This window comes from Bradyrhizobium sp. UNPA324 (assembly GCF_006658635.1).
Classification (GTDB): Bacteria; Pseudomonadota; Alphaproteobacteria; order Rhizobiales; family Xanthobacteraceae; genus Bradyrhizobium; species Bradyrhizobium nanningense.
The window spans coordinates 1743618-1764917 of record NZ_LFJD01000004.1; the positions used below are offsets into that span (position 1 = coordinate 1743618).

A 21300-nucleotide genomic window follows, 5' to 3' on the forward strand; every position below is an offset into this window, starting at 1 on the left:
TCTCCCGTTAGACTGTCAGCACGTGTACCAGACAGGGGGGCTTCTTGCCCCAATGTTCGTTGATGACGGCCCGGACGGCGCGTCGCACCGACTCGGCGAGAGCGTCCGGATCGCGGCGGCGCGCCTTCGGCAGTCCCTCGATCGTCGACATCACGGCATCGAAGACGATGTCGTCGAAGGGCTCGCCTGCCCTGTTCTTGTCGGGGATGCCGACCAGGTCGACCTCGGGATCGTCGGCGAGTTCCCCCTGCGCGGTCATGGCAATGGCGACAAAGGCGCAGCCGGAGAAGGCCATGCGCCGCCGCTCGACCACGGCGCGGGACTTGGAATCCTCCAGGATCGTGCCGTCCTTGTAGAGACGGCCCGAGGGCACCTCGCCGACGATGCCGGGATCGCCGGGGCCCAGCTTGACGAGATCGCCGTTGCGGCAGACCAGCACGCGCGGCACGCCGGCAGCGCGCGCCAGCTTGGCATGCTCGTGCAGATGCAGCGCCTCGCCATGGACGGGGATCAGGAGCTGCGGCCTGGTCCAGGCGATCAGGTCGCGCAATTCGTCGCGGCGCGGATGGCCGGAGACGTGAACCAGCGCGTCGCGGTCGGTGATGATCTCCACGCCCTGGAGCACCAGGTTGTTGATGATCGAGCCGACGGCCTTCTCGTTGCCGGGAATGGTGCGCGAGGAGAAGATCACGCTGTCGCCGCGGTTGAGCGTGATCTCAGGGTGGTCGTCATTGGCGACGCGCGCCAGTGCGGCGCGCGGCTCGCCCTGGCTGCCGGTGCACAGCGCCAGCACCTTGTCCTGCGGCAGATGGCCGTAGACCTCGGGCGAGCGGAAACTCTGCACGCCGTCGAGATAGCCGGTCTCGCGCGCGACCTGCACCACGCGCTCCATGGCGCGGCCGACCACGACGACCTCGCGGTCGGCGGCTTTCGCGGCGGCGGCCACCGCCTTGATGCGCGCGACATTGGAGGCGAAGGTCGTCACCGCGACGCGGCCCTTGGCTGATTTCACGAGGTCGATGATGGTGCGGGCGACCTCGGCTTCCGAGGGCGAGCGGCCGTCGCGTACCGCGTTGGTGGAATCGCCGATCAAGGCCAGCAGGCCCTCCTCGCCGAGCTCGCGCAGCCGCTTCTCGTCGGTCGGGCGCCCCAGGGTCGGGGTCGGGTCGATCTTCCAGTCGCCGGTGTGCAGCACCGTGCCGGCCGAGGTGTGGATCGCCAGCGCGTGCGCCTCGGGAATCGAATGCGCGACGGGGATGAACTCGACATTGAACGGGCCGACGTCGATGCGGCCGCCAGACGGCACCACTGTCACCGGGATCTTCGGCGCGTTGCGCTCGGCGGCACATTTGGCCTCGAACAAAGCGGCGCTGAACTGCGTCGCATAGATCGGGCATTTCAGCTTCGGCCAGAGATCGATGATGGCGCCGAAATGATCCTCGTGGGCGTGGGTCAGCACCAGGCCCATCAGGTTCTTGCGTTCCTTCTCCAGGAAGGAGATGTCCGGCATGATCAGGTCGATGCCCGGCAGATGCTCCTCGTCGCCGAAGGAGACGCCGAGATCAACCGCGAGCCAGGCGCGCTGCTGGCGGTTGCCGAGGCCGTAGATCGACAGGTTCATGCCGATCTCGCCGACGCCGCCGAGCGGCGCAAATACCAGTTCCTCGGGCTTCGCCATCATGCAGCTCCCACCGAGCGGACCGGTCCGAAGAACACCTCGCCTGCGGCCACCGGCACGCGGCGGCCCTCCGGGTTGCGGACGATCAGGCAGCCGGTGTCGTCGATGGTGTCAAAAATGCCTTCCAGCGTCATCGTCCCCGTATGGATTGCGACCTTCTCGCCGAGGCCGGCGGCGCGCTCCAGCCAGAGCTTTCGGATCTCGGCAAAGCCGCGGCCGTTGTCCCAGATCCCGCGGAACTCCACCCAGGCGTCGGATAGGGCCGCAAACAGCTCCTCGGCACTGATCTGGACGCCAAGCGCGGCCAGCGACACCGCTGGCGTCGGAGTGCCCTCGGGCGCCGCGACGACATTGGTACCGATGCCGACGACGATGGCGAGACGGTCGCCGACGGCTTCCGCCTCCAGGCCGATGCCGACCAGCTTCTTGCCGTTCGCCAGCACGTCATTCGGCCATTTCAACGCGTAGCGAGGACGGCCCTCGCCGAGCCGCATGGCGGCCTCCAGGCTGACCTTCTCCAGGGCGGCCTCCTCGGCTAGCCCGGCGGCAAATCCGATGGTGGCGGCAACCGCAGGCGCCACGTCCAGGACTTCGAGGACGCTGGCGGCGAGATTGCCGCGCGGCGCGATCCAGGCGCGCTGGCGGCGGCCGCGGCCGGCGGTCTGCTCGGATGTGACGAACCACATCGGGCCGCGTTCCCCGGCCCTGGCGCGCTCGATCGCCTCGGTATTGGTCGAGCCGGTCCGCTCGAAAGCTGCGAGCTTGTAGCCCGCCGACGATGCGCGAGGACCGAGCGCGAAAGCCATCCTAAAACAGCGACTTTGCGGCGGCGGAGGCGACGCTCACCACGGGACCTGCGAACAGCGCGAACAGGATGTTGAACAGGCCCGCGACCGCCAGCACCGTCTTCACCTCGACGCGCACTGGATCGACCTGACCGGCCGGCTCGTCGAAATACATCGTCTTGACGATGGCGAGGTAGTAGTAGGCGCCGACGACGCTGGTCAGCACACCGATGACGGCGAGCGTGAACAGGTTCGCCTTGATCGCGGCGACGAAGACATACCATTTGGCGAAGAAGCCGGCGAGCGGCGGGACGCCGGCGAGCGAGAACAGCAGCATCGCGAACATGAAGGCGAGCAGCGGATTGGTCCGCGACAGGCCGGCGAAATCGCTAATCTGCTCGACGGCCTGGCCGTTGCGGCGCATGGCGAGGATGATCGAGAACGAGCCCAGCGTCATCGCGACATAGATCACGATGTACATCAAGACGCCCTGCGCGCCCTCGACGGTGCCGGAGGCAAGACCGACCAGCGCGAAGCCCATATGGCCGATCGAGGAGTACGCCATCAGGCGCTTGATGTTGCTCTGGCCGATCGCCGCGAATGCGCCGAGCGCCATCGAGGCGATCGCCACGAACACCAGGATCTGCTGCCACTGCGAGACGATGCCCGGGAATGCCGTCAGCGTGACGCGGGTGAAGACGGCGAGCGCGGCCACCTTCGGCGCCGAGGCGAAGAAGGCGGTGACCGGGGTCGGGGCACCTTCATACACGTCCGGCGTCCACATGTGGAACGGCACCACCGAGATCTTGAAGCAGAGGCCGGCGAGCAGGAAGACCAAGCCGAACACGAGGCCGATATTCGAGACCGTTACGGCCGAGGCGATGCCGGTGAAGCTGACCGTGCCGGTGAAGCCGTAGATCAGCGAGGCGCCGTAGAGCAGCATGCCCGAGGACAGCGCGCCGAGCACGAAGTACTTCAGTCCGGCTTCGGTCGACTTGGCGTTGTCACGGTTCGAGGCCGCGACGACATAGAGCGCGAGCGACATCAGTTCGAGGCCGAGATAGAGCGAGATCAAGTCGCCGGCCGAGATCAACACCATCATGCCGAGCGTCGAGAGCAGCACCAGGATGGCATATTCGAAGATGCGGCGCGACGGGTCGGACAGGAACTCGGTCGACAGGATCAGCGTCACCGCCGAGCCGATCAGGGCCAGGATCTTCATGAAGCGGGCAAAATCGTCGACGATGAAGCTGCCGCCGAAGGTCACCTGCTTGCCCGCGGGCAGCATATATTCGAGCACGCCGACCACGACCAGGAGCACCACCGCCAGCGAGGTAACCGCACCGGTCGTCCCCTGCCCGCGATAGGCTCCCAACATCAGCAGAGCCATGGCGCCGATCGCGAGCACGATCTCGGGCAGCACCGGCGCCAGTTGATAACCTGCAGTCTCAAAGCTCATGGCGATATCCTGACCTGCCCGATCAATGGAGCAGTGCGGCGGCCTTCACGGCCGTCACAGCGGTGTTGTAATTGTTGACGAGTTGCTGGACCGAGGCGGCCGACATGTCGAGCACCGGCTTCGGATAGACGCCGAACAGGATCGTCAGCGCGATCATTGGGAACAGAATCACACACTCCCGCAAGGTGAGATCCTTCATGCTCGCCAGCGACGGCTTGACCAGCGCGCCGAACACGACCTTGCGGTAGAGCCACAGCGCATAGGCCGCCGACAGGATCACGCCGAAGCTGGCGAAGAACGCCGTCGGGATCGAGACCTTGAAGGTGCCGATCAGCGTCATGAACTCGCCGACGAAGCCGCTGGTGCCGGGCAGACCGACATTGGCCATGGTGAAGACCATGAAGGTCATCGCGTAGAGCGGCATCCGGTTGACGAGGCCGCCATAGGCCGCGATCTCGCGGGTGTGCAGGCGGTCGTAGACGATGCCGACGCAGAGGAACAGCGCGCCGGAGACGATGCCGTGCGAGATCATCTGGAACACGCCGCCGGCGACGCCCTGCATGGTGCCGGCGAAGATGCCCATGGTAACGAAGCCCATGTGAGCGACCGAGGAGTACGCGATCAGCTTCTTCATGTCATCTTGCATCAGCGCCACCAGCGAGGTGTAGATGATGGCAATGGCGGAAAGCGTGAAGATCAGCGGCGCGAAGTCATGCGAGGCCAATGGGAACATCGGCAGCGAGAAACGCAGGAAGCCGTAGCCGCCCATCTTCAGAAGGATCGCGGCCAGGACCACCGAGCCCGCCGTCGGCGCCTCGACGTGGGCGTCGGGGAGCCAGGTGTGCACTGGCCACATCGGCATCTTCACCGCGAAGGAGGCGAAGAAGGCGAGCCAGGCCCAGGTCTGCAACGACCGCGGCACGGCAGTGTGCATCAGGGTCGGAATGTCCGTGGTGCCGCCGTTCCAGTACAACGCCATGATGGCGAGCAGCATCAGCACCGAGCCGAGCAGCGTGTAGAGGAAGAACTTGAACGACGCATAGACCCTGCGCGGTCCGCCCCAGACGCCGATGATCAGGAACATCGGGATCAGGCCGCCTTCGAAGAACAGATAGAACAGCACGAGATCGAGCGCCGAGAAGGTGCCGATCATCAGCGTTTCCAGGATCAGGAACGCCATCATGTATTCGCGGACGCGGCTGGTGATCGCCTTCCAGCTTGCGATAATGCAGAACGGCATTACGGCGGTGGTCAGGATCACGAGCGGCAGCGAGATGCCGTCGACGCCCATGTGGTAGGTGATGCCGGTCGCGAGCCAGTTCGCCTTCTCGACGAACTGGAAGTCGGGATTGGCAGGGTCGAAACGCATGACCAGGATCACCGACACCGCGAAGGTGATCAGCGTGGTCCAGAGCGCGATCCAGCGCGAGTTGCGCTTGGCCGCCTCGTCATCGCCGCGGCTGAGATAGACGATCAGCGCGCCGACGACCGGCAGGAACGTCGTAACCGAAAGGATGGGCCAGGTTGTCATTTACTGGCCTCCAAAGCCGAACATGAACCAGGTGATCAGGCCGGCGGCACCGATCAGCATGGCAAACGCGTAGTGGTAGAGATAGCCGGTTTGGATCTTCACGACGTTGCGGGTGACGTCCAGCACGCGAGCCGAGACGCCGTCGGGGCCGAAGCCGTCGATGATGAAGCCGTCGCCCTTCTTCCAGAGCTGGTAGCCGATCCACTTCGCCGGACGGACGAAGATGAGGTCGTAGAGCTCGTCGAAGTACCATTTGTTCAGCAGGAACTGGTACAGCATCGGCTGCTCTTTTGCGAGCTGCACGGGGATGTAAGGCCGGCGGATATAGAACAGGTACGAGACGAGGAAGCCCAGCACCATCATCACCGTCGGCAGGAAGGCGATGGTCCCGGGGATGTGGTGCATCTCCTCGATGATGTGCGGGTTCATCTTCACGGACTCGCGGAAGAACTCTTCGACGCCGTGGCCGGCGAACAGCTCCTTGAACGGGAAGCCGGCAACGATGGACCCGACCGCGAGCACGCCGATCGGGATCAGGATCCAGAGCGGAGCCTCGTGCGCGGCCTCGTAATGATGCTCGTCATGCGGCTCGCCATGGAAGGTCTTGAAGATCAGGCGCCAGGAGTAGAACGAGGTCAGGCCGGCGGCGATGACCGTCATCAGGAAGCCGTACATCGCAAATGGAATATGCGAGGCATAGGCGGACTCGATGATCGCGTCCTTGGAGAAGTAGCCGGCGGTGAGCGGGAAGCCGGTCAGCGCCAGCGTGCCGACCACCATCACCGCATAGGTGTAGGGGATCTTCCTCCAGAGGCCGCCCATGTTGCGGACGTCCTGCTCGTGGTGCATCGCGTAGATCACCGAGCCGGAGCCCAGGAACAGCAGCGCCTTGAAGAAGGCGTGCGTGAACAGATGGAACATGCCGACGGAATAGGCCCCTGCTCCCATCGCCACGAACATGTAGCCGAGCTGCGAACAGGTCGAATACGCGACGATGCGCTTTATGTCGTTCTGGACGAGGCCGATGGTCGCCGCGAAGAACGCCGTGGTCGCGCCGAAGAACATCACGACGGCCTGAGCGGTCGGGGCAAGCTCGAACAGCGGCGACAGGCGCGCCACCATGAAGACGCCGGCGGTGACCATGGTCGCGGCGTGGATCAGCGCCGACACCGGCGTCGGGCCTTCCATCGCGTCCGGCAACCAGGTGTGCAGCAGGAACTGCGCCGACTTGCCCATGGCGCCCATGAACAGCAGGAGGCAGGTCAGGGTCAGCGCGTCAACGTGCCAGCCGAGGAAGTTGATGGTCTTGCCGGTGAGGCCGGGCGCGGCATGGAAGATCGTCTCGAAATCGGTCGAGCCGACCAGCATGAAGATCGCGAAGATGCCGAGCGCAAAACCAAAGTCGCCGACGCGGTTGACCACGAAAGCCTTGATCGCCGCCGCATTCGCCGAGGGCTTCTGGTACCAAAAGCCGATCAAGAGATAGCTCGCCAGACCCACGCCTTCCCAGCCGAAGAACAGCTGCACCAGGTTGTCCGCCGTCACCAGCATCAGCATGGCGAAGGTGAACAGCGAGAGATAACCGAAGAAACGCGGCCGGTTCGGATCCTCGTCCATGTAGCCGATGGAATAGAGGTGCACAAGCGAGGACACGGTCGTCACCACCACCAGCATCACGGCGGTGAGCGTGTCGACCCGGAGCGTCCACCAGACCTGGAGGTCGCCGGAGAAGATCCAGGGCAAGAGCTGAATGCGGGCGTCATGGTGCATGAAGCCGACATCGACCAGCGTCATCCAGGACAGCGCGGCCGAGACGAACAGCAGCCCCGTCGTGATCAGTTCGGCACCGCGCGAGCCCGCCGCCGGCGGCTCGGCCGGACCATGGCCATCATGCCCGTCGCCGGGCTCGTGGTGGCCCTCGTGGATGACCGAGGCGTCCTCGTTGATCGTATCGGACGCATGGGCATGCGCGCCATGGCCGTGGTCGCCGTGGTGCTCGACCGTATCGCCCGAGGGGTTGCGGGCATGCGCGCCGAACAGCGCGATCAGGCCGGCCAGAATGGCGCCCAGCAGAGGCAGGAAAACGATTGCCTGAACCATTTGAGAGCTCAGCCCTTCATCAGATTGACGTCCTCAACCGCGATCGAGCCGCGGTTGCGGAAATAGACCACCAGGATGGCAAGACCGATCGCGGCTTCGGCCGCCGCGACGGTGAGCACCAGCAGCGCGAAGACCTGGCCGACGATATCGCCGAGGAAGGTCGAGAATGCCACGAGGTTGATGTTGACCGAGAGCAGGATCAGCTCGATCGACATCAGGATGACGATGATGTTCTTGCGGTTCAGGAAGATGCCGAGGATCCCGAGCGTGAACAGGATCGCGCCGACCGCCAGATAATGTCCGAGCCCGATCGTCATTTCACCCACTCCGCCGCGTCGGCATCCGAGAGCCCCTGCCCCGGCGCCACCTTGCGCATCGCCATCGCCATGTCGGGCGTGCGCGCGTTCTGAACGTTGATGTCCTGCCGCTTCACGCTCGCCTTGTGGCGCAGCGTCAGCACGATGGCGCCGATCATGGCGACCAGCAGCACCATGCCCGCGAGCTGGAAGTAGTGGATGTACTTCGTATAGAGCACGAGGCCGAGCGCCTCGGTGTTCGAGACGTTGGTCGGGATCGCCGCCGTGATCGTCTTGGAGACGCCGGGATTGATGACCCAGAAGCCGACGGTGAGCAGCAGCTCGAACAGGAAAATGCCGCCGATCACGAGGCCGACCGGCAGATATTCGATGAAGCCCTCGCGCAGCTCGAGGAAGTCGACGTCGAGCATCATGATCACGAACAGGAACAGCACCGCGACCGCGCCGACATAGACGACGATCAGCATCATGCCGAGGAACTCGGCGCCCATCAGCACGAACAGGCCGGAGGCGTTGACGAAGGCCAGGATCAGGTACAGCACGGAGTGCACGGGATTGCGCGAGACAATCACCATCACGGCCGAGGCAACGCAGATGCCGGCGAACAAATAGAAGAACAGCGCGGGAAGGATCATGCCCTCACCTCACCGGTACGGCGCGTCGAGCTCGATCGCTTTCGCGATCTCGCGTTCCCAGCGGTCGCCATTGGCGAGCAGCTTGGCCTTGTCATAGAACAGTTCCTCGCGGGTCTCGGTCGCGAACTCGAAGTTCGGACCTTCGACGATGGCGTCGACCGGACAGGCCTCCTGGCAGAGGCCGCAATAGATGCACTTCACCATGTCGATGTCGTAGCGCACGGTGCGGCGGGTACCGTCGTTGCGGCGCGGGCCGGCCTCGATGGTGATGGCCTGCGCCGGGCAGATCGCCTCGCACAGCTTGCAGGCGATGCAGCGCTCTTCGCCGTTCGGATAGCGGCGCAGCGCGTGCTCGCCGCGGAAGCGCGGCGAGATCGGGCCCTTCTCGAACGGATAGTTCAGCGTCGGTTTCGGCTGGAAGAAATAGCGCATGGCGAGGAAGAACGCCGAGACGAATTCCGACAGCAGAAGCGAGCGTGCAGTGGCGTTGACGTTGATACCCATGACGGCCCTCACTTCGGCGCGATGCCGGCGAAATGCAGCACACCAGCCACCACGACCACCATCGCCAGCGACAGCGGCAGGAACACCTTCCAGCCCAGGCGCATCAGTTGGTCGTAGCGGTAGCGCGGCACGATCGCCTTTGCCATCGCGAACAGGAAGAACATGAAGAACAGTTTCAGCGAGAACCAGATGATGCCAGGCACCCAGTTGAAGGGCGGCAGGTCGACCGGCGGCAGCCAGCCCCCGAGGAACAGGATCGTGGCCATCGCGCACATCGTGACGATCGCGACATACTCGCCGAGCATGAACAGCAGGTACGGGGTCGAGCCATATTCGACCATGAAGCCCGCGACGAGCTCGGATTCCGCTTCGACGAGGTCGAACGGCGGGCGGTTGGTCTCTGCCAGCGCCGAGACGTAGAACACCACGAACATCGGGAACAGCGGCCAGACGTACCAGTTCAGAATGGTGAGCTGCGGCAGCCCGATCAGGCTGGCGAGACCGCGCGCATGCTGGGCCTCGACCACGGCCGAGAGGTTCAGCGTGCCGGCGCAGAGCAGGACCGTGATGATGACGAAGCCGATCGAGACTTCATAAGACACCATCTGCGCCGCCGAGCGCAGCGCGGCGAGGAACGGGTATTTCGAGTTCGACGACCAGCCGGCCATGATGATGCCGTAGATCGACAGCGACGAGATCGCGAAGATGAAGAGGATGCCGACATTGATGTCGGAGATCACCCAACCGAGATTGGTCGGGATCACCGCCCAGGCCGCGAGCGCGAGCACACAGGACACCAGCGGCGCCAGCAGGAAGACGCCCTTGTTGGCGCCGGCCGGAATGATCGGCTCCTTCAGCACGAACTTCAGAAGGTCGGCGAAGGACTGGAACAGGCCCCAGGGGCCGACCACGTTCGGGCCGCGCCGGATTTGCACTGCCGCCCAGATCTTGCGGTCGGCAAGCAGGATGTAGGCGATCGCCACCAGGAGGACGACGAGCACCAAGACGCTCTCCGCGATCATGATGATCAGCGGCCAGAGGAAACCGGTCCAGAATGCGCTTTCGAAGAATTCCATCAGATCACGCTCACTCCGCTGCGGTCAGCATGTGCCCGGAGGCGAGGCGCGAGCATTCCGCCATCACGGCGGACGCACGCGCGATTGGGTTGGTCAGGTAGAAGTCCTCGACCAGCGGCTGGAACGGCGCCTTTTCCGGCGAGCCGCCCTTCCCCGCCAGCTTCTTGATCTGGTCGGCAGAGCCGGCCTCGATCTGGTCGAGACGGATCAGATGCGGCACGGCCTTGAAGATCGCCTGGCGCAGCTGCGCCAGCGAGTCGTAGCCGAGCTTCTTGCCGAGCGCCTCCGACAGCGCGCGGACGATCGCCCAGTCCTCGCGGGCTTCGCCCGGCGGGAACGCGGCGCGGCCCGTCATCTGCACGCGGCCTTCGGTGTTGACGTAGATCGCGGACTTCTCGGTATAGGCCGCCGCCGGCAGGATCACGTCGGCGCGATGCGCGCCACGGTCTCCATGGGTGCCGATATAGACGACGAAGGTGCCATCCGGCGCGTTGATCTCGTCGGCCCCCAGCAGGAACAGCAGGTCGAGCGTACCGAACGTCGTCATCTGCGCGCCGTTCAGTCCCCCGCCCGTTGCGGAGAAGCCGATATCGAGCGCACCGACCCGCGAGGCCGTCTCGTGCAGCACGCCGAAGCCGGTCCAGCCGTCCTTGACTGCGCCGACGTCGAGCGCGAGCTTGGCGCTCGCTGCGAGGATGGCCGCGCCGTCGTGGCGCGAGGCTGCGCCCGCGCCGACCAGGATGATCGGATTCTTGGCGTTCTTCAGCACGTCCATGAAGGAGTGCTTGCCGGCCGCGAGCTCACTGAGCGTCTCGGTGCCCGCGCCGAGGTGATCGTAATCGTAGGTCAGATCGGCCTTGGCCCCGATCACGCCGATCTTGAAGCCACCGGCGCGCCAGCGCTTACGGATGCGGGCGTTGAACACGGCCGCCTCCTTGCGCGGATTGGCGCCGATGATGAGCAGCGCATCGGCCTGCTCGACGCCCGCCAGCGTCGGGTTGAAGATGTAGGAGCCGCGGCCAAGCGCGGGGTCGAAGGCGTCGCCGCCCTGCACCGCCAGATTGCCGGAGCCGAACTTGGCGAGCAGATCCTTCAGCGCGAACATTTCCTCGACACCGGCGAGATCGCCGGCGATCGCGCCGATGCGCTTGCCGTCGGTGCGGGCCGCCTTCGAGGCGATCGCGGCAAAGGCCTCCTGCCAGCTCGCAGCGCGCAGCTTGCCGGCTTCGCGGATATAGGGCCGGTCGAGCCGCTGGGTACGCAGGCCGTCGACGACGTGGCGGGTCTTGTCGGAGATCCACTCCTCGTTCACGGCTTCGTTGATGCGCGGCAGGATGCGCATCACCTCGCGGCCGCGGGTGTCGACGCGGATCGCCGAGCCCACGCCATCCATCACGTCGATCGACTGGGTCTTGCCGAGCTCCCACGGACGCGCCGCGAAGGCATAGGGCTTCGAGGTCAGGGCGCCGACCGGGCAGATGTCGACGAGATTGCCCTGCAATTCCGAGGTCAGCGCGTGCTCGAGATAGGTCGTGATCTCCATGTCCTCGCCGCGCCCCGTCGCGCCCATTTCAGGGGCGCCGGCGACTTCTGCCGAGAAGCGGACGCAGCGCGTGCACTGGATGCAGCGGTTCATCGAGGTCTTGACCAGCGCACCGAGATATTTGTCCTCGACGGCGCGCTTGTTCTCGGCGAAGCGGCTGGTATCGACACCATAGCCCATCGCCTGGTCCTGCAGATCGCACTCGCCGCCCTGGTCGCAGATCGGGCAGTCCAGCGGATGGTTGATCAGAAGGAATTCCATCACGCCTTCGCGCGCCTTCTTCACCATCGGCGAACGCGTCGAGATTTCCGGCGGCTCGCCCTTGGGGCCCGGACGGCAGTCGCGCACGCCCCAGGCGCAGCTTGCGACCGGCTTCGGACCGCCCTTCACTTCGACGAGGCACATCCGGCAATTGCCGGCGATCGACAGCCGCTCGTGATAACAGAAGCGCGGAATCTCGGCGCCGGCCGCCTCGCACGCCTGAAGCAGCGTGTACTCGGCGGGCACATCGATCTCTTTGCCGTCGATGATGAGCTTGGTCATGTCTCTTACTCCGCCGCGACCATGTTCACGGGATCGCGGACGCCGATATCGTCAATGTCAGCCCTATGCGAATATTGGTCGATGCGCGCTTCGATCTCGTGACGGAAATGCGCGATCAGACCCTGGATCGGCCATGCCGCCGCGTCGCCGAGCGCGCAGATGGTGTGGCCTTCGACCTGCTTGGTCACCTCGAGCAGCATGTCGATCTCGCGCTTGTGGGCGCGGCCCTCGGCCATGCGGGTCAAGACGCGCCACATCCACCCGGTGCCCTCGCGGCACGGCGTGCACTGGCCGCAGCTCTCGTGCTTGTAGAAATAGGAGATGCGGGCAATCGCACGGATCAGGTCGGTGGACTTGTCCATCACGATCACGGCCGCGGTGCCGAGGCCCGAGCGCAGCTTGCTCAAGGAGTCGAAGTCCATCGGCGTGTCGATAATCTGCTCGGCCGGCACCATGCGCACCGACGAGCCGCCGGGGATCACGGCCTTGAGGTTGTTCCAGCCGCCGCGGATACCGCCGCAATGCTTGTCGATCAGCTCACGGAACGGAATGCCCATGGCTTCTTCGACGTTGCAGGGCCGCTCGACATGGCCGGAGATGCAGAACAACTTGGTGCCGACATTGTTCGGCCGGCCGATGCCGGCGAACCAGGCCGCGCCGCGGCGCAGGATGTCGGGCGCCACCGCAATGGACTCGACGTTGTTGACGGTGGTCGGGCAGCCGAACAGGCCGACATTGGCCGGGAACGGCGGCTTCAGCCGCGGCTGGCCCTTCTTGCCTTCGAGACTTTCGAGCAGCGCGGTTTCCTCGCCGCAGATATAGGCGCCGGCGCCGTGCGCGACGTAGATGTCGAACGGCCAGCCGTTGACGTTGTCCTTGCCGACCAGCTTGGCCTCATAGGCCTGGTCGATCGCGGCCTGGAGATGCTCGCGCTCGCGGATGAACTCGCCACGGACGTAGATGTAGCAGGCGTGCGCGTTCATCGCGCAGCTCGCGATCAGGCAGCCCTCGATCAGGAGATGCGGATCGTGCCGCATGATCTCGCGATCCTTGCAGGTGCCGGGCTCGGATTCGTCGGCGTTGACGACGAGATAGCTCGGCCGGCCGTCGGTCGATTCCTTCGGCATGAAGGACCATTTCAGGCCGGTCGGGAAGCCGGCGCCGCCGCGGCCGCGCAGGCCCGACGCCTTCATCTCGTTGATGATCCAGTCGCGGCCCTTGTCGATGATGTTCTTGGTGCCATCCCAGGCGCCGCGACGGCGCGCACCCTCGAGCCCCCAATCATGGAGGCCGTAGAGGTTCTTGAAGATGCGGTCCTTGTCCTCGAGCATATCAGTGCTTTCCGATCAACGATTGGACTGCTTGTAGGCAAGTCCGGCGGCGCAGACGGCGAAGGTCAGCGCCCAGAGCAGACTGGATTCCAGCGACGCGTTCAGGCCGAAACGCTGCAGCAGGAAGATGAAAGCAGCCGCGACGCTGGCGTGCATCGCGATGAAGCCCCAGTTCTTCATGGCACCGCTCCCCTGCACTGCCGGCGACGAGAGATCACGCATCAGGTGATCTCCTTGAGCGTGGTCGGCCCGGTGATCGGCGCCGAGAACTGGCGGCCGTTCTGCGGACCGGGCTTGGGCGGATTGCCCGAGGCGAAGCCGTCGAGCACCTTGCCGAAGCTCTCCTTGGTCAGGTCCTCATAGGTGTCCTTGCCGATCAGCACCATCGGCGCGTTCACGCAGGCGCCCAGGCACTCCACCTCTTCCCAGCTGAAATTGCCGTCCTTGGACAGCTGGAAGGGCTCGTGATGGATGCGGTGCTCGCAGACGTGGATCAGATCCTCGGCGCCGCGCAACCGGCACGGCGTGGTGCCGCAGACCTGGACGTGGGCCTTCTTGCCGACGGGGGCGAGCTGGAACATCGTGTAGAAGGTCGCAACCTCGAGCACGCGGATATAGGGCATGTCGAGCATGTCGGCGATGACGCGGATCGCGGCTTCCGAGACCCAGCCGTCGTGCTGCTCCTGCGCGCGCCAGAGAATGGCGATGACGGCGGAAGCTTGCCGGCCGGCCGGATATTTCGCGATCTGCTGCTTGGCGAACGCGAGGTTCTCCTCCGTGAACGCGAAGCTCGCGGGCTGGACTTCCTTCGGTGCTAATCGACGAACGGACATCTCTTCAATCTCTCACTGCATGCGGCGCGCGGTTTTGGCATTCAGGGCTTCGATCCTGTCCTGCCAGAATGCGCTTGCGGTGCCGAAAACGTTGTAGCCGACGTGGGTCGAGACCTTGATGCGGTCGAGGATCGACAGCTCGGTCACGGTCTCCATCCGTTTGCTGCGCGGATCGAACACGATCAGCTTCAGCGGGGTCTGTTCGAGGATGAAGCGCGACACCGCATGGGAGCGGTCGCTGCCGTGCTCCTCGCACATGATGACGCTGTCGGCCTGGAGCAGCCGCACGCCGCCCTTGATCGCCTCGATCTCGACGCCCTCGACGTCGAGCTTGATCAGATACTTGCCGGTGGCCGCGATCGTGCCGCCCTCGATCAGATTGTCGAGCGAGATGACCGGCACTTCCTCACCGCCCGCCGAAGGATCGCCGGCGATGCTGAAGGCTTCGTGCTTGGTGCCGGACAGCCGCGCGGTGCCGCGGGCGGCGCCGATCGCGCATTTCATGGTCTCGAAACGATCGCCGTTGACGCGGGCGTTGTTGGCGAGCTTCGGATAGTTCTGCCCCGACGGCTCGATCGCGATCGCCTTGTGCGAGCCGAACGGCTTGCTCGACACCAGCACCGACCAGTAGCCGTAATTGGCGCCGCAATCGAGCAGCGTGTAGTCGACGTCGATGGAGTCGGCGAACAACAGCTCGAGCTCGTCCTCGTAATTGTAGGAACGGTTGAGCAGCTTGCTCCAATAGCCGTCGCCATATGGGAATTCGAACACGGCGTCGGGATTGAGCCTGATCGCGATGTTGCGCTCGGGCAGCGTCTTCCGCAGCAAATTCGCGCAGGCGATGTAGCCCATATGCGAGAAGTGCGAGGAGATCTTTGACCCCGTCACCAGCGCCAAGGCAGCCGTCCGCTCCCACAGGTTGGCCCCTTCCAGGGCGCCCGAGGCACGGTCAAACTGGATTGGCGCCTGCGCCATCACCGATCGACCTCTCCGAACACGATGTCGAGTGAGCCCAGGATCGCCGAGACGTCCGCGAGCAGATGGCCGCGGCAGATGTGGTCCATGGCCTGCAGATGGGCAAAGCCCGGCGCGCGGATCTTGCACTTGTAGGGCTTGTTGGTGCCGTCGGAGATCAGATAGACGCCGAACTCGCCCTTGGGCGCCTCGACCGCGGCGTAGATTTCGCCGGCCGGCACGTGGACGCCCTCGGTGTAGAGCTTGAAGTGGTGGATCAGCGCTTCCATCGAGCGCTTCATCTCGCCACGGCGCGGCGGCGCCACCTTGTTGTCGGCGACGACGACGGGGCCCTTGCCCTCAGGCGCGTTCAGCTTCTGGATGCACTGCTTCATGATGCGCACAGACTGGCGCATCTCTTCCATGCGGATCAGGTAGCGGTCGTAGCAGTCGCCGTTCTTGCCGATCGGAATGTCGAAGTCCATCTCGGCGTAGCACTCATAGGGCTGCGCCTTGCGCAGGTCCCAGGCCGCGCCCGAGCCGCGCACCATCACGCCCGAGAAGCCCCACTCCCAGGCTTCCTTCAGCGGCACCACGCCGATGTCGACGTTGCGCTGCTTGAAGATGCGGTTGGCGGTGAGCAGGCGGTCGAGATCGTCCACGACTTTCAGGAACGGATCGCACCAGGCCTCGATGTCGTCGACCAGCTTCTGCGGCAGATCCTGATGCACGCCGCCGACGCGGAAATAGGCCGCGTGCATACGGCTGCCCGAGGCGCGCTCGTAGAACACCATCAGCTTTTCGCGCTCTTCGAAGCCCCACAGCGGCGGGGTCAGCGCACCGACGTCCATCGCCTGCGTGGTGACGTTGAGCAGGTGCGACAGGATGCGGCCGATCTCGCAATAGAGCACGCGGATCAGCTGGCCGCGGCGCGGCACCTCGATGCCGAGCAGCTTCTCGGCGGCTAGGCAGAAGGCGTGCTCCTGGTTCATCGGCGCGACGTAGTCGAGCCGGTCGAAATACGGGATCGCCTGCAGGTAGGTCTTCTGCTCGATCAGTTTTTCGGTGCCGCGATGAAGCAGGCCGATATGCGGATCGACGCGCGCGACGACCTCACCATCCAATTCGAGCACAAGACGTAGAACGCCATGCGCCGCCGGATGTTGCGGCCCGAAGTTGATGGTAAAATTGCGAAGCTGCTCGGGTTGCTCGTTCATGGTCAGACCTTCGGCCCCGCTTTTTCATCCCCCGGGAGGACCGGATAGTCCGCCCCTTCCCACGGCGACAAAAAGTCGAACTTGCGGAATTCCTGGTTGAGCCGGACCGGCTCGTACACCACCCGCTTCTCCTGGTCGTCGTAGCGGACCTCGACGAAACCGGTGGTCGGGAAATCCTTGCGCAGCGGATGCCCCTCGAACCCGTAATCGGTGAGGATGCGGCGCATGTCGGGATGGCCGACGAAGAACACGCCGTAGAGATCGTAGGCCTCGCGCTCGAACCAGTCGGCGCCGGGGAACAATTCAATCAGCGAGGGCACCTGCGTCGTCTCATCGGCCTGGGCCTTGAGCCGGATCCGCGCGTTCAGCGTCGGTGACAGGAAGTGATAGATCACGTCGAAGCGCTTCTCGCGCGACGGATAGTCGGCCGCCGTGATGTCGGTGAAGTTGACGAAGCGGCAGTTCGGGTCGTCGCGGAGGTACTTGACCACCTCGACGATCTTGCTGGCCTCGACATCAACCGTCAGCTGGTTGAAGGCGACCGAATGACCGGTGGCGGCGCCCGGAAGCGCGCTAACGATCGTCTGCCCCAGGGCGTCGAGCTTGGCGTCGTCCATGACGTAAAACCTTAGCGTTCGATGGTGCCGGTGCGCCGGATCTTCTTCTGCAGCAGCAGCACGCCGTAGAGCAGCGCTTCCGCCGTGGGCGGGCAGCCCGGCACGTAGATGTCGATCGGCACGATGCGGTCGCAGCCGCGCACGACCGAATAGGAATAGTGATAATAGCCGCCGCCATTGGCGCAGGAGCCCATCGAAATGACGTAGCGCGGCTCGGGCATCTGGTCGTAGACCTTGCGCAGCGCGGGCGCCATCTTGTTGGTCAAGGTCCCTGCGACGATCATCACGTCGGACTGGCGCGGCGAGGCACGCGGCGCGAAGCCGAAGCGCTCGACGTCGTAGCGCGGCATCGACACCTGCATCATCTCGACCGCGCAGCAGGCGAGACCGAAGGTCATCCACATCAGGGAGCCGGTGCGCGCCCAGGTGATGAGGTCGTCGGTCGCGGCCACGAAGAAGCCCTTGTCGGACAGCTCGGAATTGACCTCGAGGAAGAACGGATCATTAGCCCCGACCGGCTTGCCGGTCGACGGGTCCAGGATGCCCTTGGGGGCCGGCGCGAGGGCCGGACCCGTGGACGCTGCAGGGTTCAATCCCATTCGAGTGCTCCCTTCTTCCATTCATAGGCGAACCCGACCGTCAGCACGGCGAGGAACACCACCATGGACCAGAAGCCGGTCGCGCCAAGCTTGCCGAACGCCACCGCCCAGGGAAACAGGAACGCCACCTCGAGGTCGAAGATGATGAAGAGGATGGCGACCAGATAGAAGCGGACGTCGAACTTCATGCGCGCGTCGTCGAAGGCGTTGAAACCGCACTCATACGCCGACAGCTTTTCCGGATCCGGCTGCTGGAACGCCACGATGAAGGGCGCGATCAGCAGCACCAGGCCGATCAGGCCCGCTACTCCTATAAAGACGACGAGTGGAAGATAGTTCTGCAGAATGCCGCTCATGGCGAGCCCTTTTTCCCGCAGCCTCGGGACAGCCACGGATTCGTCCGATTTGGAATTGTTCTGAGCCTTAGCGCAGTGCACCAATGGGCGCAAGACACGCTCGTTTCAGGCCCTTTTGCCGCTCCCAGAACGGTGAAAACCCCGGAATCACCCCGCGCTGGTATGGAGCAGATCGGCAAGGCCAGCAAGGGCGGCGGCCGGTTTTGCAGGGGCAACAGTTCGGAGATTACGGCAGCGGGCCAGGGCAGCGTTTTGCCATGCATCGCCCGAGAAAAACGCCGGGTTTTCGGGGGCGGCAGCGCACGCAAACCCGGATAAGGCCGACCTCAGGAACCCCGACTGTCACCCCGGCGACATATTGGCTGGCCGTGTCCGGGAGCAGCGACGCCCAGGGCCAGTGGCTGTCGCGGCCACGAGCCAAGACAAGTTGCAGCAAAGACACCTATCCACAGGCGCAAGTCGTCAGACGAGCCATGAGACGAGCCATGCATCGCGTCGGAACCGGGCCTGCCTCCGGCGAGAACGGCCTCGTCTTACGATATAGTGCAGTTCGATCGGTCGCGAGCGCGGCGGCGGCGACGTGGAGGGCCGTCGCGCGCACCGCGCCCGGATGAGCTTCAGGCTTGGGGGCATAGCCCGGGAGCTCATCTATCTCGTGATCGAAGATCGGCGACGGTCCAGACAGCGACAGGACGATGGCCGAGATCAGGCCGGCCCGACCGATGTTACCCCTCGCCCATCCCTCACCATTTGTAGGAGACGCTGGCGGTGACGCGCCGGCGGTCGCCGTAGAAGCATGACGTGGCCGAGGCGCAGCTCGCGACGTAGACCTTGTCGGTCAGGTTGATCACGTTCAGCGCGGTACGCCAGTTCTGCCATTCATAGTGGAGCGCGAGATCGCCGAGCACGACTGAGGGAACCTCAAGGGTGTTTGCCGCATCCGCCCAGGACGAGCCGATGTAGCGCACGCCGCCGCCGAAGCCGAAGCCCTCAAGCGGTCCCTCCTTGAACGTATAGTCGGCCCACCCCGACGCCAGAAGCTGGGGCGTGTTGGTCGGCGTCTTGCCGACGAGGGTCGGATCGAGGTCCTTGCTGGTGAAGAGATGATAGGACGTGAAGGCGCCGATCAGCTTCAGCTCACGCGTGACATTGGCCACCGCTTCCAGCTCGATGCCGCGCGACGTCACCTCGCCGGTCTGGTTCTGCAATACCGGAACGATACCCGCTCCTGTGGTCGTCGTCACGTTCTGGCGGACCAGGTCGAAAGCCGAAACGGTGAAATAGCCATCGAACCCCGCCGGCGCGACCTTCACGCCGATTTCGGCCTGCTTGCCGGTCTCAGGCAAGAACAGCTGGTTTTGGGCATTGAGGCCGATGATCGGATTGTAGCTGGTCGAATAGGACACGTAGGGCGCGATGCCGTTGTCGAAATTGTAGATCAGTCCGGCGCGGCCGCTGAACCTGCTGTCGTCGCGGCTGCCGACGGTCGCGCCGGTGTCACGCGCCTCCTGCGTCGTCTCGACCCAGTCGTTGCGGCCGCTCAGCACCAGCGTGAAATTGCCGAGCTTCATCTGGTCCTGCAGATAGGTGCCGGCCTGCTTCTGCGTGATGAGGAAATTCCTGAACGGAGCGCCCGTGATCGGAATATCGCCCAGGCCGTAGACCGGATTCAGGGCGTTGATCGACGGCACGCCGAGGAAATTGAAGGCCTGATAGTCATCGATCTGGTAGCCCTTCAGGTCGATGCCGAACAGCATCGTGTGCTTCACCGGCCCGGTGTTGAAGCGGTATTCCAGCTGGTTGTCGAGATTGGCCTGATTGGCCGTATCCTTCGCATACCAATTGTAGCGGAAGATGTCGCCGGTCGTCGCGTTCGTGTAGCCGCTTCCAACATAGCCGCGATAGCTGATGTCGACATGCGCAAAGCGGGCGTTCTGGCGGAACGTCAGGTCGTCAGTAAGATTGCGCTCGAACTGATAGCCCAGCATCTCCTGCTCGCGCGTGAATTTGTCGACGCTGGGATCGCCGACGAAGAAGCTGGTGGGGATCTTGCCGAATGGCGCGGCGGTCACCGTTCCCTGGTACGGCAGGAAGTTGATGCCGCGGGTATCCTGCTTCGAGGCCGAGGCCAGCACCGTGAAGCTCGTGTCGGCATCCGGCTTCCACGTAAACGACGGCGCGATGAAGTAGTTGTTGTCCGGCGTGAAGTTGACCTGCGTGCCGCCGTTCTGGACCTGGCCGACCACGCGCGCGAACAGCTTGCCGTTGTCGGGGCCGGTCGCGACCGGGCCGCCCATGTCGAAGCTGACATAGGCATTGCCGAAATTGTTGACGCCGGCCTCGATGTAGCGGATCGGCTCGGCCGGCGGGATCTTGCTGATCACGTTGACGATGCCGCTCGGGCTTGATCCGCCGTAAAGCACCGCCGACGGACCGCGCAACACCTCGACCCGCTCCATGTTGGGAGTCTGCAGCTTCCAGCTGGCATAGGACGTGTAGAACAGCTGCATGCCGTCGAGGAACAGGCCGATATCCTCGGACTTGAAGCCGCGGATCAGCCACCAATCATTGCGGGTGTCCGTGCCGAAAGTGCCTGCCCGCACGCCGGCCGTGTAGCGCAGCACCTCATCGAGCTTGTTCGGCTTCTGGTCGCGGATCTGCTCGGCGCCGATGACCGACACCGCCTGCGGCGTCTGCATGATCGGCGTGTCGGTCTTGGTGCCGGACGAGCTGCGGCCAGCGACGTATCCGTTCACCGGACCGCGCGGCGTCTCGACGAAACCGGCATTGCGCTGCGGTTGGGGCTTGGTTCTGTTGGCAGCCTGCACCGATGCACGCGGCGCACGACGTTGAGGAATCGTGGCCGCGCGGCGGCGGGCGTCCGGCGCGGTGACGGTCACCGACGGTAGATTCTGTGCGCCGCTGTGCGCGGAAGATTGAGCAAGCGATGCCTGCGGCATCAAAACCAAAGCGGACGCAGTCGCCAATATTGCCGACCGCAGCATTCCAAGACTGTTCAACGCGCCACCCCAAAGCTGCATGTTCGATGCGTCATGCCGCCTGTCCCCGGACGGCATGCGCCTGAAGCCGACGCTTAGGGGAGCGCGCGAAAATTCCCTAATTGAAAGCTTCTTAGAAGGGGTCTTAGAAGCGATCCAACATTTCCAAAGATTGCTGCGAGATCGGCGCGCAACTCTTCTTCGGATTAACCGACTAGTAGAT

General features: G+C 64.4%; 19 protein-coding genes. All 19 read right to left on the reverse strand.

Going from position 1 to position 21300, the window contains the following annotated elements; all coding sequences use genetic code 11:
* Window positions 1–7: 7 nt before the first annotated feature.
* Window positions 8–1678, reverse strand: coding sequence for a ribonuclease J (locus UNPA324_RS08650; RefSeq protein ID WP_164936016.1), 1671 nt, complete (start codon window positions 1676–1678; stop codon window positions 8–10).
* The gene (locus tag UNPA324_RS08655; RefSeq protein WP_141934418.1) at window positions 1678–2484 is read right to left on the reverse strand and encodes a biotin--[acetyl-CoA-carboxylase] ligase; all 807 of its coding nucleotides are present in this window, start codon (window positions 2482–2484) and stop codon (window positions 1678–1680) included. Before UNPA324_RS08655 ends, UNPA324_RS08650 begins: the two co-directional genes overlap by 1 nt.
* A gap of 1 nt (window position 2485) precedes the next feature.
* Window positions 2486–3922 carry an NADH-quinone oxidoreductase subunit NuoN gene (gene nuoN / locus UNPA324_RS08660; protein ID WP_128917407.1) on the reverse strand — a complete coding sequence of 479 codons (1437 nt, stop codon included), beginning with the start codon at window positions 3920–3922 and terminating at the stop codon, window positions 2486–2488.
* Window positions 3923–3944: 22 nt separating this feature from the next.
* Window positions 3945–5453 carry an NADH-quinone oxidoreductase subunit M gene (locus tag UNPA324_RS08665; protein ID WP_128917408.1) on the reverse strand — a complete coding sequence of 503 codons (1509 nt, stop codon included), beginning with the start codon at window positions 5451–5453 and terminating at the stop codon, window positions 3945–3947.
* Window positions 5454–7553 (reverse strand): NADH-quinone oxidoreductase subunit L, encoded by a 2100-nt coding sequence (gene nuoL, locus UNPA324_RS08670; RefSeq protein ID WP_141934419.1) that lies wholly within the window; start codon window positions 7551–7553, stop codon window positions 5454–5456.
* An 8-nt stretch (window positions 7554–7561) separates the two neighbouring features.
* Window positions 7562–7870 (reverse strand): NADH-quinone oxidoreductase subunit NuoK, encoded by a 309-nt coding sequence (gene nuoK / locus UNPA324_RS08675; RefSeq protein ID WP_008547737.1) that lies wholly within the window; start codon window positions 7868–7870, stop codon window positions 7562–7564.
* Window positions 7867–8505 carry an NADH-quinone oxidoreductase subunit J gene (locus UNPA324_RS08680; protein ID WP_128917410.1) on the reverse strand — a complete coding sequence of 213 codons (639 nt, stop codon included), beginning with the start codon at window positions 8503–8505 and terminating at the stop codon, window positions 7867–7869. Before UNPA324_RS08680 ends, nuoK begins: the two co-directional genes overlap by 4 nt.
* Window positions 8506–8514: 9 nt before the next feature.
* Window positions 8515–9009 (reverse strand): NADH-quinone oxidoreductase subunit NuoI, encoded by a 495-nt coding sequence (gene nuoI, locus UNPA324_RS08685; protein ID WP_014494864.1) that lies wholly within the window; start codon window positions 9007–9009, stop codon window positions 8515–8517.
* 8 nt (window positions 9010–9017) lie between these two features.
* Window positions 9018–10085, reverse strand: coding sequence for an NADH-quinone oxidoreductase subunit NuoH (nuoH, locus tag UNPA324_RS08690; RefSeq protein ID WP_128917411.1), 1068 nt, complete (start codon window positions 10083–10085; stop codon window positions 9018–9020).
* A gap of 10 nt (window positions 10086–10095) precedes the next feature.
* Complete coding sequence (nuoG, locus tag UNPA324_RS08695) at window positions 10096–12171, reverse strand: NADH-quinone oxidoreductase subunit NuoG (protein WP_141934420.1); 2076 nt, start codon at window positions 12169–12171, stop codon at window positions 10096–10098.
* Window positions 12172–12176: 5 nt separating this feature from the next.
* Entirely contained in the window at window positions 12177–13502 is a 1326-nt protein-coding gene (nuoF, locus tag UNPA324_RS08700; protein WP_128917413.1) for an NADH-quinone oxidoreductase subunit NuoF, read from the reverse strand.
* Between the two features lie 15 nt (window positions 13503–13517).
* Window positions 13518–13724 carry a hypothetical protein gene (locus UNPA324_RS08705; protein WP_141934421.1) on the reverse strand — a complete coding sequence of 69 codons (207 nt, stop codon included), beginning with the start codon at window positions 13722–13724 and terminating at the stop codon, window positions 13518–13520.
* Entirely contained in the window at window positions 13724–14335 is a 612-nt protein-coding gene (nuoE, locus tag UNPA324_RS08710; protein WP_128917414.1) for an NADH-quinone oxidoreductase subunit NuoE, read from the reverse strand. Before nuoE ends, UNPA324_RS08705 begins: the two co-directional genes overlap by 1 nt.
* A 12-nt stretch (window positions 14336–14347) precedes the next feature.
* On the reverse strand, window positions 14348–15310 hold the full coding sequence (locus tag UNPA324_RS08715) for an FkbM family methyltransferase (protein WP_164935977.1): 963 nt from the start codon (window positions 15308–15310) through the stop codon (window positions 14348–14350).
* Window positions 15310–16506 (reverse strand): NADH-quinone oxidoreductase subunit D, encoded by a 1197-nt coding sequence (locus UNPA324_RS08720; protein WP_128917416.1) that lies wholly within the window; start codon window positions 16504–16506, stop codon window positions 15310–15312. Before UNPA324_RS08720 ends, UNPA324_RS08715 begins: the two co-directional genes overlap by 1 nt.
* Window positions 16507–16508: 2 nt before the next feature.
* The gene (locus UNPA324_RS08725; protein WP_128917417.1) at window positions 16509–17123 is read right to left on the reverse strand and encodes an NADH-quinone oxidoreductase subunit C; all 615 of its coding nucleotides are present in this window, start codon (window positions 17121–17123) and stop codon (window positions 16509–16511) included.
* 11 nt (window positions 17124–17134) lie between these two features.
* Entirely contained in the window at window positions 17135–17722 is a 588-nt protein-coding gene (locus UNPA324_RS08730; protein ID WP_164935978.1) for a NuoB/complex I 20 kDa subunit family protein, read from the reverse strand.
* Window positions 17713–18078 carry an NADH-quinone oxidoreductase subunit A gene (locus tag UNPA324_RS08735; RefSeq protein ID WP_008136158.1) on the reverse strand — a complete coding sequence of 122 codons (366 nt, stop codon included), beginning with the start codon at window positions 18076–18078 and terminating at the stop codon, window positions 17713–17715. The genes UNPA324_RS08730 and UNPA324_RS08735 overlap by 10 nt, the downstream gene beginning before the upstream one ends.
* Window positions 18079–18821: 743 nt before the next feature.
* A complete protein-coding gene (locus UNPA324_RS08740; protein WP_181769336.1) occupies window positions 18822–21083 on the reverse strand; it encodes a TonB-dependent siderophore receptor in 2262 nt (753 codons plus the stop codon).
* Window positions 21084–21300 lie beyond the last annotated feature (217 nt).

Excerpts from the sequence above, each read along its gene's own strand:
- UNPA324_RS08650 (WP_164936016.1), bottom strand. The coding sequence starts at position 1,678 with ATGGCGAAGCCCGAGGAACTGGTATTTGCGCCGCTCGGCGGCGTCGGC.
- UNPA324_RS08655 (WP_141934418.1), bottom strand. The coding sequence starts at position 2,484 with ATGGCTTTCGCGCTCGGTCCTCGCGCATCGTCGGCGGGCTACAAGCTC.
- nuoN (WP_128917407.1), bottom strand. The coding sequence starts at position 3,922 with ATGAGCTTTGAGACTGCAGGTTATCAACTGGCGCCGGTGCTGCCCGAG.
- UNPA324_RS08665 (WP_128917408.1), bottom strand. The coding sequence starts at position 5,453 with ATGACAACCTGGCCCATCCTTTCGGTTACGACGTTCCTGCCGGTCGTC.
- nuoL (WP_141934419.1), bottom strand. The coding sequence starts at position 7,553 with ATGGTTCAGGCAATCGTTTTCCTGCCTCTGCTGGGCGCCATTCTGGCC.
- nuoK (WP_008547737.1), bottom strand. The coding sequence starts at position 7,870 with ATGACGATCGGGCTCGGACATTATCTGGCGGTCGGCGCGATCCTGTTC.
- UNPA324_RS08680 (WP_128917410.1), bottom strand. The coding sequence starts at position 8,505 with ATGATCCTTCCCGCGCTGTTCTTCTATTTGTTCGCCGGCATCTGCGTT.
- nuoI (WP_014494864.1), bottom strand. The coding sequence starts at position 9,009 with ATGGGTATCAACGTCAACGCCACTGCACGCTCGCTTCTGCTGTCGGAA.
- nuoH (WP_128917411.1), bottom strand. The coding sequence starts at position 10,085 with ATGGAATTCTTCGAAAGCGCATTCTGGACCGGTTTCCTCTGGCCGCTG.
- nuoG (WP_141934420.1), bottom strand. The coding sequence starts at position 12,171 with ATGACCAAGCTCATCATCGACGGCAAAGAGATCGATGTGCCCGCCGAG.
- nuoF (WP_128917413.1), bottom strand. The coding sequence starts at position 13,502 with ATGCTCGAGGACAAGGACCGCATCTTCAAGAACCTCTACGGCCTCCAT.
- UNPA324_RS08705 (WP_141934421.1), bottom strand. The coding sequence starts at position 13,724 with ATGCGTGATCTCTCGTCGCCGGCAGTGCAGGGGAGCGGTGCCATGAAG.
- nuoE (WP_128917414.1), bottom strand. The coding sequence starts at position 14,335 with ATGTCCGTTCGTCGATTAGCACCGAAGGAAGTCCAGCCCGCGAGCTTC.
- UNPA324_RS08715 (WP_164935977.1), bottom strand. The coding sequence starts at position 15,310 with ATGGCGCAGGCGCCAATCCAGTTTGACCGTGCCTCGGGCGCCCTGGAA.
- UNPA324_RS08720 (WP_128917416.1), bottom strand. The coding sequence starts at position 16,506 with ATGAACGAGCAACCCGAGCAGCTTCGCAATTTTACCATCAACTTCGGG.
- UNPA324_RS08725 (WP_128917417.1), bottom strand. The coding sequence starts at position 17,123 with ATGGACGACGCCAAGCTCGACGCCCTGGGGCAGACGATCGTTAGCGCG.
- UNPA324_RS08730 (WP_164935978.1), bottom strand. The coding sequence starts at position 17,722 with ATGGGATTGAACCCTGCAGCGTCCACGGGTCCGGCCCTCGCGCCGGCC.
- UNPA324_RS08735 (WP_008136158.1), bottom strand. The coding sequence starts at position 18,078 with ATGAGCGGCATTCTGCAGAACTATCTTCCACTCGTCGTCTTTATAGGA.
- UNPA324_RS08740 (WP_181769336.1), bottom strand. The coding sequence starts at position 21,083 with ATGCTGCGGTCGGCAATATTGGCGACTGCGTCCGCTTTGGTTTTGATG.